The organism is uncultured Methanobrevibacter sp., assembly GCF_937881195.1.
Taxonomy (GTDB): Archaea; Methanobacteriota; Methanobacteria; order Methanobacteriales; family Methanobacteriaceae; genus Methanobinarius.
Map to the genome: position 1 here is coordinate 60,094 of NZ_CALGFC010000017.1, position 19,791 is coordinate 79,884.

Below are 19,791 nucleotides of genomic sequence, written 5' to 3' on the forward strand. Positions count from 1 at the left end.
TTTATAATTTTTAAATCATTAAACTAATCTTTATGATGATAATGGTTGGTTTTTTTACATGAATATTGGTATAAATTCAATCCTTTTGGATTACCAATAGAATAGTATGAATTTCCACTTCCACCAGACCAATTAGGATGAGTACCTGGAGTATTAGAACTACCTGTTGTATCAAGTAGATACTTTTTTGAATTAGAAGAGTAAGCATATACAAAAACATGCCCATAGGTATTATATTTAAATTTACATCCATGCCAATTTTCAAAATTTGCAGGAACTCCTACAGTACGTAACATTGTAACAAGTAATACAGACTGATCCACACAATTAGCATGATCATTACTCCATTTGTTCATTCTCCAAAAAACATCAAGAGATTTGAAATGACCATTAGTATAATATTGATAATCCACATTATCACGCAAGTAATAAAAAATAGCCTTTATTTTATTTAATGAAGTTAATTCACCTTCAATATATTTACCGTATAACTTTTTACTTTTAGTATTTCCCGCCCTTTTCTGAAAAATATCTATAATCAATTTTTTAATTTCATTATTACCAACCTGAACACGATTATCTTTGTGTTTCAAATAATTTTTTAATTTAGAATTATATGAAGTACTTTTTAAAAAGTATATGTCTGTAGTTGCCTCTTCAAAAAATCTAACTGTCTTTTTAGATTTAGTATTCTTATTAACCAAAGTATAATTATAACTTATATATGGAATCAAAGAATTATGATTGATACTAGTTTTAACTGAAACAAAAAACATGAGAGCATTCTTTGAAGTATCATTCGTATATTGAGTAACTTTATTTCTTATAACATATTTGCCTGAAGTATTAGTAAGATTAAACCAATTGCCAGATTTATTAGGTTTTTTAGTCAATTTTTTCCAGCTAACACCATTTTTACTGTTTATTGTACCAGAATACCATCCATTTTTATCCACTTTATAAATATAATCAGTAACTCTAGTGAGAGTTGTACTCTTCTTAAGATTCCAATAGCTAATTTTTTTAGAGTTAATTGTATAGCTATCCATATTAACTAAACTAGCTAAATGAGCATGTTCATGATTGGAAAGGGAAACTTTGATACTAGTTCCACTTTTAACATTAGTGGTTGATTGATTATTCTTTGAAACAGGTTTATTATTGGTTGATTTTTTAGTAGTATAGGTTTTTTTAGTATTTTTAGCACTACTAGTCACTTTAACAGTCTTATTTATTGACCAAGTTTTTCCACCTTGAGAATAGCTAACTTTAACAGTAAATTTAGATTTGCCTGCGGTATCTGTTCTTGTAGCAACTCCATTTGAACTAGATTTAATATTATTTTTACTGGCCCCAATGCTTGAAAAAAAAGTTTTAAAGGGAGTATAAACCAAAGGAAGTTTTCTAGAACCATTTATATAGGTATTTCCATTTTTATTATATATGAACCCTGCAATGTTATCACCAGTCTTTAAATAAACATTGATGGTAAATTTTTTAGATGGTTTAACTTCAGTTGGAGTTTTAAGTGTAATACTTATAACTTTTGCAAAATTAGAACTCATATAGACTTTATAAACCCTTAAAGTAGCTAAATTATATATACCACTACCATAACTAGCATTATTACTTGTAATACTACCCCCACTAATATTTAAATTCTTATTAGCATATAGAGCCCCACCATTAGAACGAGCTTTGTTAGATTTAAAAGTGGAAGATGAAACAGTTAAAGGTGCATTATTATATATTGCCCCGCCATTTTTTGCAGAATTACTAGTAAACTTAGAATTTATTATATTACTTCTACTACTACCAGTTGTATATATAGCTCCACCATTAGAATTAGCAATATTAGAAGAGAAAGTTCCACCATTTATGTTAATTGTTCCAGTTCCATAAATAAAACCGCCATTATCACTAGTAGCTTTATTATTAGTTCCAGAAGTAGAAGATAAAGTTAATCTATTAGTTGAATAAATTCCTCCTCCATTATTGGCGGAGTTATTTTTAAATGTTGATGAAGAGATACTTAGTGGAGAGGTAGTATATATTCCACCGCCCATTGGAGCAGTATTATCCGACAACAAACAACCAGTTATTAAAAAAACAGTGATATTAGAACTTAAAAATATTCCACCAGCCATGGTTGTAGCTGTATTAGATGTGAAATTACAATTGCTAATATTAATATTACTTAAAGTGCCGCCAGATACAGTATTCACTGTTAAGGCACCACCATGCCCATCTGCCATATTATTTATAAAAACAGAATTAGAAACACAAACATTAGAAGCATGAATAGCCAATGCACCACCATTTTTAGCACCATAAGAAGCCACATTAGATGAGAACATACAATTATCAACTATAGAACCTGGAGAAGAAGAAGTAATCATTATTCCTCCACCACCATCACCAACATTATTCAATACACTACAATTAATAATCTTAAAATTTGCACCAGCTACATAAACAGCAGCACCATAACCATCAAAATTACCATTTCTCAAAATCATATTCTGCAAAGTAACATTATCAGAAGATATCATGAAAATCCTACTATTACCATTAGCATCCAAAATAGCTCCCTGACCATTAAAAACTAGATTATTTGTACTAACACTAATTTCACTACCAGAACCATTATAAGTCCCACCAGCCAAATTAATAACATCCCCCGAACCAACACCATCAACAGTACTCTGAATATTACCAAAATCATTTCCACTTACTGTATAATCAGCAGCAGAAACAGCTGTCAAAGACAATAAAGTCATGAAAAAAATCAATAGCATAAATACTAAAAATTTCTTCTTAATAAATTTCATCTTCTCTCCCTCTTTAATTCAATTATTTTTTCACTTAAAAAAGAGCATTTTTAGATAAAGGTTTTGGGGGAAACAATGAAAAAAATGAACAACACATTATATAATACCCCCTTTTGCCCATTTAAATTAGAGAGAAGAACAAAACAACATTAATTCATATAAAAAAAACTCTTTTTTCATATTACCATTTAAAAATAGCATAAATTAACATTATTCAAAATTCCATTATAAACTAAATATCTTAAGAATCACATCCTTCCTAAAAAAAATATATGTGAATACTCACTATGTAATATTATAATAAATTATATAAACTTTCTAATATATATAACTTCCGATAAAATAATAAAAAATCCTATAAAAACAAATAACAAAACCATTAACAAAAACAAAACAAAAAATAAACTAAAATAAAAAAACAAACCAAAACAGGTTTTAAAAAAAAATAGTAAAAAATTATTACCCCCTTGAAAAAAATTTTAAAAAAATAAAGTCTATACTAAAAATAGATATAAAATTAAAAAAATTTAAAAAAATAAAAATGAAAAATAAATATAAAAAAATAAAAGATAAATATAAAAAAGAAAAAATAGCTAAAAATATATCAATAAATATAAAATGAAATATGTCTAATCACATTCTAGCTTTGTCATAAACATTTTTAAGCGTTTCCATATCTACACTAGTATAAATTTGAGTTGTGGATAAATTAGAATGTCCTAAAAGTTGTTGAATTACTCTGATGTCAACACCATTTTTTAAAAGATGTGTTGCAAAAGAATGTCTCAAAATGTGAGGAGTGACCTTTTTATTAATCCCTGCTTTATTACCATAATCTTTTATCATTATTTGAATATATCTAGTGGTTAATGGTTTATAATATTTATTTGTAAATAAATAATTATTATCAGAATCGTTAATATTATCATGACTTTTAATAGAAAGATACTCTTCAATTAAGTTTTTAGTATTATTATCAAACAATACAATCCTATCTTTGTCACCTTTACCCCTAATTCGCATAGTTCTCTCTTCAAGGTCGATATCATTAGTTATTAATGAAACAAGTTCAGAAACTCGAATTCCTGAAGAGTATAATAAAGTTAAAATAAGTTTATTTCTAATCTTAGTTTTTATTTTATTATTATCTTCTGCAATATCATCATATATATCTTCATTATAAACATTGATTAATCTTCTAACTTCTGACTCATTTAGTGATTTTGGAAGAGATTTAGTTCTTTTAGGAGTTTTTATCTCATCTAAGAAATACAAACTATGAAACTCTAAAAATTTTTTTGAAACAACAGTTACTAAATAAATATAATTTTGGGAAACTAATTTATCTCTCTTTAAATATTGAATATATCTTTTAAAGCTTCTTATAAATCTTTTTTCATCATATAAATCGTCTTGAGTCATTAAATATTCATGAAGATTCTTTATGATAGACTTATATGTTTTAATTGTGTTTTTAGAGTAATTTCTTATTTCTAATTCAATTAGGTATTCTTCAATCATATCTGGAAAATCATATACTTCTAATACACTTATTAAATCACCATTCTCATTATAAGCAGGTAATCCATTATTTGGAGGATCAAACCAATTTTTTGAATTTTTGATTTGATTTGTATCAGAATATTTTACCATTTTATCCACTCAATTAAAGAATATTAATATAAAAAATAAAAATAAAATTAATAAATTATGTTTAAAAATAATTTATTATAATTATATGAAACATACTTAATATACTTAACTTAAATAAGGTTATTAAAAGTAGATAAAGCCAATTAAAGAAATATAAATAAAAATAAATTAAAAATATATTGAATAATAAATTAAAAATTAATTGTATACTAAATTAAAAATATATTGAATAATAAATTAAAAATTAATTGTATACTAAATTAAAAATCAATATTATATATTACTTCAAAAAATTTGACTATAAAGAATGTATATATTTATAAAAAAGTCTCTTGGTTAATTCTGCAGATAATATGTAAAATACAACTACACTTAACAATACCAAATAAAAAATTGGAGGTACTGGTTTAAAACCTAAAATTGAGGAAAATGGAATATAAGGCATTATCATGACAAATAAAGCAATTAATATTGAAGAAACTGCTAAATATTTACTTGGTCTACTTTGAGTAAAAGATTTTCTTGTTCTGATAACTAAAACAATTAAAGTAGCTGAAACAACAGATTCAATGAACCATCCAGTTTGAAACTCAACTTCAGTTGCCTTAAATAAAAATATCAGGATTCCAAATGTTATATAATCAAATATAGAACTTAAAATTCCAAAAACTAACATGAATTTTTTTATAAAACTTAGATCCCATCCTCTTGGATTTTTTATCCAATCATCATCAACATTATCAGAAGGAATAGTCATAGAAGGCATATCAGTCATTAAATTTGTAAGTAAAACTTGTTTTGGAAGTAATGGCAAAAATGGTAAGAAAATTGAAGCCCCAGCCATACTAAACATATTCCCAAAGTTAGCACTTGTAGCCATGAAAATATATTTTTGAGTATTTGCAAAGGTTCTTCTACCTTCTTTTATACCTTCTATAAGAACTTCTAAATCTTTATCCAATAAAACCATATCTGCAGCTTCTTTAGCTACATCAACTGCAGTATTAACAGATAAGCCAACATCAGCACTATGGATAGCTGAAACATCATTAATTCCATCACCCATATATCCAACTACTTTTCCCGTGCTTTTAAGAGCCAATATTATTCTTTCTTTTTGATTTGGTTCAATTTCAGCAAATACATCATACTTTAAAACATTATGAACAAAAGCAGCATCACTCATATTTTGAATATCATTACCAGTTAAAACATTATTATTATTCATCCCAACTTTTTTAGCCATGTTTTTAGCTATTAAAGCATTATCTCCAGTAATGACTTTAAGTTTAACTTTAAGTTCATTTAAATCAGATATAGTATTTTTAATTCCTTCTTTTGGAGGATCAAAAAGAGAAATAAAACCTGCAAATATCATTTGAGATTCATCATCATGATTAATAACAGATATATTGCCAAAGTCCCTATAAGCAACAGCTAATGTCCTAAAACCTTCAGAACTTAAATCTTTATAAATAGTATTTATTTTATCAATTACAAAAGAAATATCAACAATTTTTCCTTCATTATCTATTGCATGAGTACAAATACCCAATATCTCACTAACTGCCCCTTTAGTAATTAAAATATTGGATTCTTCAAAATTAATTTTTGTATGATTCTCATTGGAATTTTTTCTATTTCTGATATTATTTTCTTTTGAATAAATATCATCAAAAGCTAAAGAATTATGACTTTCTGCGTAATCTTTCTTATCATAGCTAAAATATTTCTTTTTATAATCTTTTTTATCATCAATGTCATTATTAAAAGCATTATTAGTAATATTATTATCATTATTATTAATAATATTATTATTACTATTATTAGTAATATTATTATTTTCCGATTGTTTCATTACAAGTATACTGAGTCTTTTTCTAATAAAATCATAAGGAATCTCACTAATTTTAACATATTCACCAAAATTTTTAGTTTCAATATTAGAAATAGCTATATCAATAGGGTTTTTAAATCCTTGCTGAAGAGTAGCATTTATTTTAGCTAATATAAGAACCATTTCACTTTCATTTCCTAAATAGTCTACTGTATTATTAACTTCAACTTTACCTTCAGTTAATGTTCCCGTTTTATCAGAACACATTACAGTCATATTACCGAAATTTTCAATAGAGTTAAGACGTTTAACAATCACTTTCTTTTTAGCCATCTGCTTTGCGCCTTTTGCTAAGTTAACACTAATAATAGCTGGCAATAACTGAGGAGTTAAACCTACAGCTAAAGCTAATGTAAATAATAATGAATCAAAAAAAGGTTTGTTTAAAAGAACATTAACTGCAAAAAGAAATATTACCATTATTAGAGTGATTTCCATTAAAAGAGTACCAAATTTTTTAATTCCAATTTCAAAATCAGTTAAAGGACTTTTAGAACTTAATTTTTCACTTATAGTACCCAATTCAGTATTTTTACCAGTAGAAATAATCAAAATTGTCCCAGTTCCACTAACAACATGAGACCCCATAAAAACAGAGTTAAATCTTTTATTTAATGGAGTTTTCTCATTTAAAACACCAGTTTTCTTTTCTACGGGAAAAGTTTCTCCAGTGAATGTAGCTTCATCAACAAAAAGTTCATCTTCATCAATAATAAGCCCATCAGCAGGAATAATATCTCCTGCACTTAAATAAACAATATCCCCTATGACAACTTCTTCAACAAATATTTCATGTTTTTTACCATCTCTAAAAACAGTAGTTTTAACTTTTATAAGGTTCAAAAGTTCATTTACAGCATCACCAGCTGATTTTTCTTGCCAAAATCCTAAAATTGTTGAAAATAATATAATTAATAATATTATAATTGAATTAGTTGTATCCTGCAAAAAAAAAGAAAGAGATGCAGCAAATAACAGGATTAATGTAATTGGATTTTTAAATTGAGATAAAAATAATAAAAGATTCGATTGTGCTTTTTTACCATTTTCAAGAGTATTAGGTCCAAATTTATCAAATCTATGTAAAGATTCTTTAGAAGATAGGCCATTGGTAGTAGATTTAACTTTTTTCAAAGCTTCTTCGGTATTTAATGTCCAAAAAAGAATTTTTGATTTGGAATCAGTCATTTTAAAACCTTTTCAACAATTTAAAGATTAAATGATTAAAATTAATGAATATAGTAAATGTTAAAATATAAAATTAAATAAATAATAATTAAATAAATAATAATTAAGTAGATAATAATCAAGTAGATATTAATTAAATAAATAATAATTAAGTAGATAATAATTAAGTATATATTAATTAAATAAATAATAATTAAGTAGATAATAATTAAGTATATAGTAATTAAATGATAATAGATAATAAATTAAATAAAAAAAATAAAGAAAGTTTATAATAAAATATCTTAATAATAAATTAAAAAAATATTATATTTTATTAATTAACAGTGATGATTCTAAGTTTATCTGGTCTTTTAACCATTTCACTAGCTTTAAAAGCAACTAAATTTTTAATTCCTTTTGAAACAGAAATGTCAACTAATCTTTGACTTACAACACCATCAAATATTACTGCATAAGCATCCTTATTTGCAGTTTTAAGTTCATCATATAAACTCTCAACTTTAACTTCATTTAGGATGTTTAATGCATCATCTAATATCTCAGCACTTCCACTACCTTCTAAATCCCTTAATACATTTCTCATTAAAGTCACTTTATCTTCTACTTTAGGAGTTTGAGCTTTAGGTTTTGAGTTAGCAAAATATTGTTCAACTGGAACTTTATCTCTGAGAGCTATCATAACTTCTTCTTTTTCAAGTTCTTCTACTTCTTTGCCTTTTGGAGCCCTTGTTACATAATCAACTTCTCCAACTTGCATAAGTTCTTTTAATATTAATTCTCCACCACGATCTCCATCAACAAAAACAGTCACAGTTTTATTTTTTGTGAGATTAGCTACACTATTTGGGACATTTACCCCTTCAACAGCTACAGTATTTTTGATTCCATATTTTAATAGATTGAGAACATCAGATCTTCCTTCCACCACAATAATAGCATCAGAAGTGTGGATACTAGGTCCAGCAGGAAGTTTTTCATCACCATATTCAGAGATTTCATGAACCCTCATAGCTTCCTTAACTTCTTCAATCATTTTCATGCTTTCAGGTGTGACTTTTTCCATCATTCCTTTATAAATTTCTTTTGCACGATTAACAACTTGTTCTCTTTTAACAGCTCTAACATCTTCAACTTTAATAGTTTTAATATGAGCTTCACAAGGTCCAACCCTATTTATTGTTTCAAGAGATGCTGCGAGGATTGCAGTCTCAATTCTGTCTAAACTAGAAGGAATAACAATTTCTCCTTTAGCCCTTCCACCATTAGAATGAATAATAACTTTTATTCTTCCAATCCGACCTGTTTTTTGAAGTTCTCTTAAATCTAAGTCATTGCTTAAAAGACCTTCAGTTTGACCAAAAACAGCCCCAACAACATCCGGTTTTTCGACGATTCCATTTGCATTAATTTGTGCGTGAATAAGATATTTAGTTGTAGTAAGTTCTTCAATTCCTTTTCCCATGTTAAGCCTCCATTAAATTAGATACTTAATGTACTTGCAGGGATAATTTATATTATCTATGAACAATAATCTGTAGCTATATTTGATAATAAATTCTACAGATATCACAGATGGCAATGTAATTGCATAAATTATACTTGTAAATTTAATAAAATTGCAAATGAGCCATTATATTTAATAACTAGATATATTTAATAATAATTAACAAATAATCTTCATAAATACCTATAATTTTTAAAATATGTTTTAAATTTATATATTTTAAATTTTAATATTATATATTCCCTATTTTAGAAAATATACATATTTAAAACAATTATTAAGTGTATTAAGTATATTAAATACAGCAGATTCATTATACAATACAATCAATATGCAAAAAAGAGCTTAGTAAGAATAACCAATAGATTAATTCCCTATTATTAAATATTTTATCTATATAGTTATATTAATTTTTATTTTATCATTTGATTTCAGATATATGACAATAAATATCAACAATATTAAATTAATATATTTTAATAATACTAAAATAATATAATCAATGATATTGTTAAATAATTAAATTAATAGAATATGATTAAATTAATTATTAATATTTAATAATTGACAATATCCACTTATATAACTTTATAGATCATGATTTTTATAATTGCATAATATAATAGTTTTAATCCATGTTTAGTTTCCTTAATTTTATTCAAAATGATTATCCCTGTATCAATTAAAAATCAATAATTATTATATTCTTAATCATTTAATCTTTCAATTAATGATGTTTTTCTAAATATTACACCAAATTTAATATTTTAATTAATTATTATTTATTTAATTAATTATTTATTATAATTATTTTATAATTAGATATAATTTTATAATTATTTTCTATTTTATAATTATTTTATAAATATTTTTTAAAGAATATTAAATAAATAAATTAATTATTAAATATAATGAATTGATATTAAGATTAATTTTTAAAAGATTTAATTTTTATTAAGCATTGACAGTCATATATGACATTACTTGTTGAATTAAACATTATTTTGTCATATTTCCTATTAACATAGTTAAATTTATTTTAACTTATTATTGATTTATAATTTAAATTTTTGATAATTATTTAATAATTTAAAGCCCTGAATGAGCATATAATGATTATGATTAGTATCTTGAATAATAATATATAACTACTAGTATATAAAATTGTATATTTAAAAATCATATCATATATTTAAAACTAAGCAGAATGAGGCATTTGTTGTTTTAATCCTTTCCAAGATTTTTTAAATTCATCATATTTTCCTATATTTTCCTATATTTTTCCATTTTTGAATATTTTTTCTTATTTTAACTTTTTCACAATTATAGCTATTTTTTTATTAATATTATAATTTTTAAAAATATTTATATAAATTCTTAAAGAATTATAAATCCCAAATAATATTCTAAACTATATCCAATAGTATATATAAAAAATAAAAAAATTTGTTATTAATTATTAAGATTCGGATAGAAATTATGGATTATAAAAAATATTGAGTCCATATTAGGAATATGATTGGATTAAATTGAAAATATAATTAGATCAAATAAATTATAAAAAATATAACTATAAAAAAAGTATAGATATTAAAAAAATAAAATTGTAAAATTGTTATTGTAAATAAATTTGTAAATAAATACTATTTAAAACAAATTATATTAATGATTAAAACAAAATAAAAATTAAAAATATATTATCTAAAAATGCTATAAGAATAGTTAAATATTCTATAAATACGATTATATGGTTTAATAGGTGTTAAAATGGGAAAATCAAAATTATCTGCAAAGTCATTATTAAATGAAATATCATATAAAAAACATCTTAAAAATAAAAAAACAGTGATAATCAATGACCTAAAAATCTGTAAAGAAGATTTTAGAATCGAAAATTTAGATAATTTAGAATCAGAAAATTCTTATAAAACAAAAAAAGATAAAGAAAAAATTAAAGGGAAAAATCAAATCAAAAAAGATTTTGGATTTGAAAACCTTAAAAAACTTTTAGATAATACTGCTTCATGCCAAATATCTGATGCATTGAATAAAATAACAAAAAGAAGTGGAGTATTAAATGGAATAAAATCAATAAATGGTAAAACTGCATATGGGAGAGTTATTACCGTTGAAAGTTCATCAGATGATTGGGGAACTTCATTATTGGGCATTGATGCTGCTAAAAAAGGAAATATAATTTTTATAAAAACTAATGGAACTAGTTCTGCGGTTTGGGGAGAACTAACTTCAAGTTGTTCAGAAAAAAAAGGAATTAATGGGACTGTTATATGGGGAGCTGTAAGAGACATAAATTTTGTTTCAGAATACAAATATCCTGTTTTTGCAAGGGAAACAATACCTAATGCAGGAAATGCCCTTGGTTTAGGAAAAATTAATATACCTATTAAAATAAGTGAAAATCCCGAAATAATAATTAAAAATGGAGACTTCATATTTGGTGATAAAAGTGGAGTTGTTCATGTACCACAAGAGCTCTTTTCAGAGGTAATGATTAAAACTCTAGAAATAAAAATTAATGAAACAAATATAATTTCTGAAATAGAAAAAGGAAAACCTCTTTCCCAAATTGTTGGGCTTAAAAAATAAAATTAATATTTGATAAAAGAGGATTCAAATGACTTCTAAAAAATCTGATGAATTTTTTAAAGATTATAACTCAGAAATGAGAGAAGATGAAAAAATAATAAAAAATAAAGAGACTGGGAAAGATAAAAAAATAATAAAAGATGAAAAAATTGAAAAAAATAATGAAATAAATAGTGAAAAAAATAATGAAAAAAATAAAAATGAAGATGAAAATCAAGATATTTACTCTATAATTAGAGATAACAAAAAAAGCATAATTATCTCCTTTGCAATAGTATTTGGTCTTGTATTTACAATATTAATACTTGCAGGAATAAACGATGTAATAGATACTTTAAAAAAAACAAACTTGTGGATATTGGGACTTACTTTCATTATACAAACAATCGTGTATTTACTATGGGCACTTAGGTGGAAAATTATATTAGATAAAATGGATCAGTCCCCCAAATTTATAAATGTTCTAGGCATATTAATGACAAGTATATTTGGAAACAATATAACACCGGGATCAATAGGAGGAGAACCTCTTAGAGCATATGTACTTAAAGAATATAATAACACACCATTTGAAGTAGGTCTTGCTTCAACAATGGCAGATAGGGTGTTCGAACTGCTTCCATTCTTATTAATGTCAATATTAGCAGTTTTTGCACTTTTATCATGGCAATTAAATATTTTGTCAAAAACATTTTTAATATTGTTAATATTAGTTACAATATTTGGGTTTTCACTTGTGATATATGCAGGAATAAATAAAACTGTTTCTGAAAAAATAGCCATGAAAATATTAAGTTGGGTACATCCTCTTGTTGAGAGATTAACAAAAAAAAGATATAATTTAGAAAATATAAAGGAAAAAGCATTATATTATATTAATAATTTTAATTCTAGTTTTACTATGATAGTGGAAAACAAAATATTTTTTTTAGGTGCATTTCTTGCACTTTTAACATGGGGATTAGACTTATTTAATTCTTATTTATCATTCATAGCTATTGGTATAACTCCACCATTAGCACCATTTATAACTATATTTACAATAGCCATATTATTATCTTTTTTACCACTATTACCAGGATCATTAGGAATTACTGAAATAATTATGATAGCACTTTTTGTTCCCGTTGGAATAAGTGCAGATTATGTAATAGCTGCAAGTGCAATTGAAAGAATAGCATCATATATTTTTCCTACTATAATAGGATTGATTACTGCAATTTATTATGGTAAGAAAATTGTTAATAATAATTCAACAACATAATATTTAAAATTAAAAAAAATATTAATCAACAAATCAATTATGTAAAAAATGTATAATAAGATTAATAAAAATTTATTTAAAATTAATAAAAATATATTAATTATTTTAAACTTATTATAAAAAAAATATTAATTATTCTGAACTTATTATAAAAAAAATATAGATATTATAAAAAAATGTTATACAATATCTATTTTTTTAAAAATATATTAAAAAAATAACTTTTTTTTAAGATATGGCATAGAAAGATTTTTATAATATTTTATCCAATTATTATATGCTGTAAAATTAAATATAATTCAAAATTAAGAAAAATAAATGGAGGAAATATAATGAATATTAATATTGAATCTTATTATTATATAAGGGAGAATATTTTTGGTAAAATTCAAAAAGCTAGTAATGTAGAAAAAATAGCTATGGCTGTTTTAATGGCATGTTTAACTGGAATATTAGCTCAAATTATAATCCCCCTACCTTGGACACCAGTACCAATAACTGGACAAACCCTCGGAGTGTTAGTGTCTGGTTTGTTCCTTGGAAAAAGATTTGGTGTTTTGAGTCAAATTATATATATAATTGCAGGGATCTTAGGTGTAAGTTGGTTTGCTGAAATGAGTAGTGGTTTAGATATTTTCTTAGGATCAACATGCGGGTATTTTATTGGTTTTATACTTGCTGCTGCATTGATTGGATATATTGCAGAAAAATATGCTGACAGCAGAAATTTTAAGAAAATGTTTGGATTAATGTTAGTAGCTAACTTTGGTTGTATTTATATTCCTGGTTTAATTGGATTAGGAGTTTGGTTATACTTTACCCAAGGTGCTTTCCCAGATATTGTAACTTTGATAATGATGGGTCTTGCTCCATTTATAATTGGAGATATATTTAAAGTTGGAATTGCTGCTGGAGTATCAAAAGTAGCTTTACCAAAACAATAATCATCATTATTGATGATTATTAATAATTATTTATAATTATTTTTTAATTATAAAAAATTTTCATCTTTTATAATTTTTGAGAAATAAGTATTATTTTATATAACTAATACAATTAATTATTAAAAATATAAAATAAATATAAAATAAAATTATGTGATCTTTATCTAAAAAATATATTTATTGCTACTTTTAAATAAGATTTATCAAATTTATCATTATTTGGTGTTTATATTCATTAATATTTATGATTTTTTAATATTAGAGCCAATATTAAATTATTATATTAATAATATATTATTTTAATCTTAATAATTATACTTATATATTAGGAAAACTATGATTAAAAAAAAAATTATACATCTACGTGGACATCATATACTCTGTTTACAAGGATATCAAGGATATGGATATGATGAAAACTTTAAAAATAATATGGAAAAAATTATTTCTAAATTAAATGATGAAAATTCCAATACTAAAGTGATTCTAACCGAATCTGCAGATGATATATGTAAATTTTGCCCAAAATTAAAAGGTGAAATGTGTATTGGTGATTTAGAATCTCATGAAAATTACACTAAAGAAGAAATTAAGAAAATTGAAATTAGCTCATTAATATCAAATAATAATCAAAAAATTGAAAATATGGATTCAAAAGTTTTAAAAATAGCAAAAATAAAAAAAGAAAAAGAATACGAATTTTCCGAAATTATTTATCGTGCTAATAATTCTTTAAAATACTTAAATGATGCCAAAAATATTTGTGGAGATTGTAAGTGGATAGATAAATGCTTGTGGTATCAATCAAGACAATAATTATCAATATTATAAAATAAAGTTAATAATAAAATATATAAAAATAATAAAAATTTTAAATATTTATGTCGAAACCAATACATTTAAATATAACTTCAATTAAAGTAAAATTGCTGTAATTGTATGTAATTACAAATCAGTATATATAGTCCCGTAGGGTAGTGGTAATCCTTCTAGGCTTTGGACCCGGAGACGGCGGTTCGACTCCGCTCGGGACTATCTTATTTTTATTATTTTTAAAAGCATATTATAAAAATTAAATGAAGGATATTATTTTTCATACATAATTACTAATTTTATACAATAAAATAATGATTATTTTTTATAATGATATATTTATAAAATTTATTTTCTTCATGCATTGAAAATAAAAGTATAAAAAATCTAATATAAAAAATTTAATAAATAATATATCAAATTGAAATTATATAATTTAATATGTTTTTTATCCTAATTTTTAAGTTATATACAAATTATTAATTTATATAATTTATAATTATAATTATCATTATTTTATTATAATTGTTAAATTAATATAATTACTAAAATTATATTAACAGAATTAATAATTATTAATTTCATGATTATTTATTTATTGTTAAATATTAAAACAAATAATTATTAACTTAGATTAAATATTAAATTAATAATTAAAGTAAATTAAAAAAAAAACTAACATGAAAGAATGGTGCAATAATGAAAAAATTGCTGATAATGGGAGTTAATACTCGAGAATTAGTAAAATCTAGTTTAAGATTACCTCATGAAACTTATTCAGTGAGTTATTATTCTACTTTTGATTTTAAACCTCCACATAAAGAGAAACACATTTTAAAACAAGGCAAAGGGATTTCTTGTGGAATTTTTGAAGAAAAATATGATCCTAATAAATTATTAGAATTATCTGAAGATTTTCTAGAAGAAGTGGATAATATAATCTTATCATCCGGTATTTCTATCGATGATTTCACAGGACCCTTTAAAAGATATAAAAAAAAAATAATAGGTAATCATGAAGTTAATAATATTGAAGATAAATACAAATTTTATAAAAAAATAAAAAATGAATATAATACTCCAAAAACTTTTAAGATAAAAAACAATAATGATGAAGAAGAATTATATGGAGAAATAATTGAAATAATTAAACAACATGAAGATTTAAAATTTATTATGAAACCCCTTCAAGGATCTGGAGGGTATGGAATTAATTATATAAAATATAATGTAGAAACTAAAGATAAAATAAACGAAACTACTAAAAAGAAAGACAATATTTTAGATAATGAATATGAATTGAATAATTATAAAAATTGCAAAAAGTGTGATTTAATACTTCAAGAATACATAGAAGGAATTAGTATTAGTTCATCACTTTTATCTACAAAAAATGAAGTTAAAAGTATCATAATTAGTAGAATGCTTACAGAAACTGATTTTGGTCTTGAAAAAAAGTTTAAATATTGTGGAAACATAGTTCCATTTAATAGCATATCTTTTGATAATAATTTACTACTAAAGCAAAACGATTATAATATTAGTGAGAATACTATTAACAATATATCTGAGAATTTAATCGCAAAATTTAACTTAATTGGTTCCAATGGAATAGATATGATTCTAAATAAAAAATTAGATAGTGAACCATGGATAATTGAAATTAACCCACGGTTACAAGGTACTTATGAATGTGTAGAAGAATTATTAAATATAAATCTTTTAGAAGGTCATTTAAAAGCTTGTGAGGGAGAATTAATAAAAATCCCAAAAGTACCTGAAAATTATTATTCAATTAAGAGAGTTCTTTATTCAAAAGATAGGATTGTTGTTGGAGATATTAGTAATATAAATTATGTTTATGATATACCCTATAAAGGAGTCATTATAGAAAAAGATGAACCACTAATAACAATAAAAACTCCTAGCAATAAAGTAGCAAATTGTGAAAAAATTATTGAAAATACAATTGAAAAAGTTAGAAAAGAATTATATCCCATAAAAGATGACAAAATATAAAAAAATAGATAAAAAATAGTATAAATAAAAATATAACAGAAATTAAAAAATGTAAAATAATAATAATAATTAAAAATATAAAAATAAATAAAAATAATACTAAAAATAAATAATTATATTAAAAATCCTGAAAATGATAAAACTAAAAACGAAATAAGAAAAAAATATTTTTTAATTAAATTACCCCAACAAGGATTAATATAAATAATATTGTACCAATTGTTAATAATATTGTTGTAAGTATCATAGCACCAGTTGCTAATAAGTACAATTTTGCTTTTCTATCAGGATCTTTAAAATATTGATCAAAAGGGTCTCTTCTCATATTTACACTTAATACATTAATAATAAATAAATTAGATTAAATAAATAATTAAAATAACAAGAACTTAAAAAAATTATATTAAATTATACATTAATAAAAAAAATTTGGTTTTAATAAACATAATATTAATTTTAAACTTAAAAAAAATAATAAAATAAGATAAAAAATATTCAAAAGATAAGTATTATCTAAATAATTAATTTACTTATCCTAATAAAGTATTGATTATCTTTACAGGAAGCAAGGATAAAAACCCTAAAAGATCTCCTTTTTCGATTTTACCATTATCTACAACCACAAAAGCTGCACGATTAACTGTTTTATCCATAGATAATGGAATATGTGCATCTGAACCAACAGCTATTGGGTGGCCATACCTATTAGCCGCATATCCACCAATAACCACGACATATTTAGCAGGAATATCAATTTCTTTAATTTTTATTGAAACAGATTTGCCTTCTTCTAAATCAACATCTTCATCAGCTACTATAACTCTTGATAAAACAGGAATATCTCCCATTTCAAGATCCATCTTTCCAGCTTTTGAATGTTCAGTTTCTCTCTTGAATTCTCCAACTGGGTTTAAGATTCTAACCATTAAAAATCCCCTACTTCTTATTGATCCGCTTCAATTGTAGATTTAATCATCTTCAATCGAACAAAATTTTCTCTTTCCATCTCTTGAAGTCTCATTTCAATAGATTTAACTGTGTTCTTTAATTTTGGAATCATGATATGTTCTAAAGCATTTACACGACGTTTTGTTGACTCAATCTCAGCAGCCAATAAATATATTGTCTTTTCAATCTCACCAAGTTCTATAATTAAAGAAAGAGATTCCTCAAATTTTTTAGCTGCTTCATCCAATCTAACAGAAGTATCTGCAAAACTGTAACCCCTATCAACCAATGTTCTTTCTTCCATTTTAGATTCCATTACAGGAACAACAACTCCCATAATACTTCTAGAATCAATGTCAACATCGATAGATTCTTTTACAGATAAAGCAGATTTTTGGACTGCTAAATCACCCATAACAACTTGAGCGGCAGTTAAATCTTCGAAAGCACTTTTAAGAGTATCTTCAACTTTTCCACGGGACCCCTTAACTCTATCCAAAATATCAAAAAACTCTTTAATTAATGCATCACGCTTTTCTTTAAGTAAGCTATGACCTTTAACAGCAAGTTTTTCCCTATCTTTAAGCTTTAAAAGCTCCATTCGAGTAGGATTAATCCCTTCCATTGTTTCTTGTGCCATTTTATCCTCCTAAATCAAGGATTATAAATACAAATGATAATAAAAAATAATATTAAAAAATTAAACAAATAATTGTTTAATAAATCTAATATTATACTTCTGGAAGATATATAGGAATATGTTCTTCCTTAACCCTTTTAAGTTCAGACTTAGGTAATAAACTTAATAATTTCCAACCAAGGTCTAAAGTTTCTTCAATAGTCCTATCTTCATCTTTAGCTTGAGTAATAAATTCTTCTTCAAAAGCATCAGCAAATTTCAAGAACTTTTGATCTCTTTCTGTAAGAGCTTCTTCACCGACAACAGCTACTAAATCTCTTAAATCACGACCTTCTGCATAAGCAGAATAAAGTTGATCAGAAACTCCACTATGATCTTCACGAGTTCTATCCTCACCAATACCTCCACTCATCAAACGAGACAAAGAAGGAAGTACATCTACTGGAGGATATATACCTTTTCTATGAAGGTCACGACTAAGTACAATTTGACCTTCAGTAATATAACCAGTTAAATCAGGAATTGGATGAGTGATATCATCTTGAGGCATTACCAAAATAGGCATTTGAGTAATAGAACCTTCTTTACCTGCAATACGACCAGCACGTTCGTATAAACCAGCTAAATCAGTATACATGTAACCAGGATAACCTCTTCTTCCAGGTACTTCATCACGAGCAGCAGAAATTTCTCTTAAAGCTTCACAATAATTAGTTAAATCAGTTAAAATAACTAATACGTGCATATTATGTTCAAATGCTAAGTATTCTGCAGTAGTAAGAGCCATCTTAGGAGTAAGAATTCTTTCAATAGCAGGATCGTCTGCTAAGTTCATGAATACTGTAACACGTTCTAAAGCTCCAGTTCTCTCGAAATCTTTCATAAAGAAGTTAGCTTCTTCGTGAGTAATACCCATAGCAGCGAATATAACTGCAAATTCAGTTTCTTCTCCTACTACCTTAGCTTGTCTTGCAATCTGTGCAGCTAAGTCATTGTGAGGTAAACCAGAACCTGAGAAAATAGGTAATTTTTGACCTCTAACCAAAGTATTCATTCCATCAATAGTAGAAATACCAGTTTGAATGAATTCTGCAGGGAATTCACGAGCAGAAGGGTTCATTGGATTACCATTAATATCCAATTCTTTTTCAGGTATAATTTCTGGACCACCGTCGATAGGTTTACCAGTACCATCAAAAATACGACCCATCATATCTAATGAAACACCAATTTTTGCAGTTTGACCTGTAAAACGAGTTTTTGTGTTTTTGGTATTTAAATCACTAGTTCCTTCAAAAACTTGTATAACTGCAACATCTTTTTTGACTTCAAGAACTTGACCTCTTCTGTTTTCGCCATCAGGTGTCTCAATTTCTACTATTTCGTTATAAGCAACACCATCTACTCCTTCAACAATCATTAAAGGACCAGCAACCTCAGTAACTGTGGTGTATTCTCTTGTTTTAATATCAGTATTCAT

Annotated in this window: 13 protein-coding genes and 1 tRNA gene; 6 read left to right on the plus strand and 8 right to left on the minus strand. The window is 24.8% G+C overall.

Going from position 1 to position 19,791, the window contains the following annotated elements; translation table 11 throughout:
* Nucleotides 1–23 precede the first annotated feature (23 nt).
* The 4 genes from Q0087_RS02070 to dnaG all read right to left on the minus strand — a co-directional run bounded on the left by Q0087_RS02070 (nucleotide 24) and on the right by dnaG (nucleotide 9,034).
* The gene (locus tag Q0087_RS02070) at nucleotides 24–2,831 is read right to left on the minus strand and encodes a transglutaminase domain-containing protein (RefSeq protein ID WP_297897972.1); all 2,808 of its coding nucleotides are present in this window, start codon (nucleotides 2,829–2,831) and stop codon (nucleotides 24–26) included.
* Between the two features lie 633 nt (nucleotides 2,832–3,464).
* Nucleotides 3,465–4,352 (minus strand): site-specific tyrosine recombinase/integron integrase, encoded by an 888-nt coding sequence (xerA, locus tag Q0087_RS02075; protein WP_297898021.1) that lies wholly within the window; start codon nucleotides 4,350–4,352, stop codon nucleotides 3,465–3,467.
* A 430-nt stretch (nucleotides 4,353–4,782) separates the two neighbouring features.
* Complete coding sequence (locus tag Q0087_RS02080) at nucleotides 4,783–7,569, minus strand: HAD-IC family P-type ATPase (RefSeq protein ID WP_297897974.1); 2,787 nt, start codon at nucleotides 7,567–7,569, stop codon at nucleotides 4,783–4,785.
* Between the two features lie 316 nt (nucleotides 7,570–7,885).
* Nucleotides 7,886–9,034, minus strand: a complete 1,149-nt coding sequence (dnaG, locus tag Q0087_RS02085; protein WP_297897975.1) for a DNA primase DnaG — start codon at nucleotides 9,032–9,034, stop codon at nucleotides 7,886–7,888.
* Between the two features lie 1,809 nt (nucleotides 9,035–10,843).
* Here dnaG and Q0087_RS02090 point away from each other — a divergent pair.
* The 6 genes from Q0087_RS02090 to Q0087_RS02115 all read left to right on the plus strand — a co-directional run bounded on the left by Q0087_RS02090 (nucleotide 10,844) and on the right by Q0087_RS02115 (nucleotide 16,723).
* Nucleotides 10,844–11,683, plus strand: a complete 840-nt coding sequence (locus Q0087_RS02090; protein WP_297897977.1) for an RraA family protein — start codon at nucleotides 10,844–10,846, stop codon at nucleotides 11,681–11,683.
* Nucleotides 11,684–11,711: 28 nt separating this feature from the next.
* Nucleotides 11,712–12,947 carry a UPF0104 family protein gene (locus Q0087_RS02095; protein WP_297897979.1) on the plus strand — a complete coding sequence of 412 codons (1,236 nt, stop codon included), beginning with the start codon at nucleotides 11,712–11,714 and terminating at the stop codon, nucleotides 12,945–12,947.
* Between the two features lie 338 nt (nucleotides 12,948–13,285).
* Nucleotides 13,286–13,891: a biotin transporter BioY gene (locus tag Q0087_RS02100; RefSeq protein ID WP_323383791.1), complete on the plus strand. Its 606-nt coding sequence runs from the start codon at nucleotides 13,286–13,288 to the stop codon at nucleotides 13,889–13,891.
* 336 nt (nucleotides 13,892–14,227) lie between these two features.
* The gene (locus Q0087_RS02105) at nucleotides 14,228–14,707 is read left to right on the plus strand and encodes a DUF1284 domain-containing protein (protein WP_297897983.1); all 480 of its coding nucleotides are present in this window, start codon (nucleotides 14,228–14,230) and stop codon (nucleotides 14,705–14,707) included.
* Between the two features lie 147 nt (nucleotides 14,708–14,854).
* Nucleotides 14,855–14,926, plus strand: a tRNA-Gln gene (locus Q0087_RS02110).
* Nucleotides 14,927–15,403: 477 nt separating this feature from the next.
* A complete protein-coding gene (locus tag Q0087_RS02115; RefSeq protein WP_297897985.1) occupies nucleotides 15,404–16,723 on the plus strand; it encodes an ATP-grasp domain-containing protein in 1,320 nt (439 codons plus the stop codon).
* Nucleotides 16,724–16,898: 175 nt separating this feature from the next.
* Here the strand turns inward: Q0087_RS02115 and Q0087_RS02120 are convergent, their stop codons facing one another.
* The 4 genes from Q0087_RS02120 to Q0087_RS02135 form a co-directional block, all read right to left on the minus strand.
* Nucleotides 16,899–17,048, minus strand: a complete 150-nt coding sequence (locus tag Q0087_RS02120; protein ID WP_297897987.1) for a hypothetical protein — start codon at nucleotides 17,046–17,048, stop codon at nucleotides 16,899–16,901.
* Nucleotides 17,049–17,253: 205 nt separating this feature from the next.
* Complete coding sequence (locus Q0087_RS02125; protein ID WP_297897989.1) at nucleotides 17,254–17,649, minus strand: DUF22 domain-containing protein; 396 nt, start codon at nucleotides 17,647–17,649, stop codon at nucleotides 17,254–17,256.
* Nucleotides 17,650–17,666: 17 nt separating this feature from the next.
* Complete coding sequence (locus tag Q0087_RS02130; protein ID WP_297897991.1) at nucleotides 17,667–18,311, minus strand: V-type ATP synthase subunit D; 645 nt, start codon at nucleotides 18,309–18,311, stop codon at nucleotides 17,667–17,669.
* A 91-nt stretch (nucleotides 18,312–18,402) separates the two neighbouring features.
* Nucleotides 18,403–19,791: an ATP synthase subunit B gene (locus Q0087_RS02135; protein WP_297897992.1), complete on the minus strand. Its 1,389-nt coding sequence runs from the start codon at nucleotides 19,789–19,791 to the stop codon at nucleotides 18,403–18,405.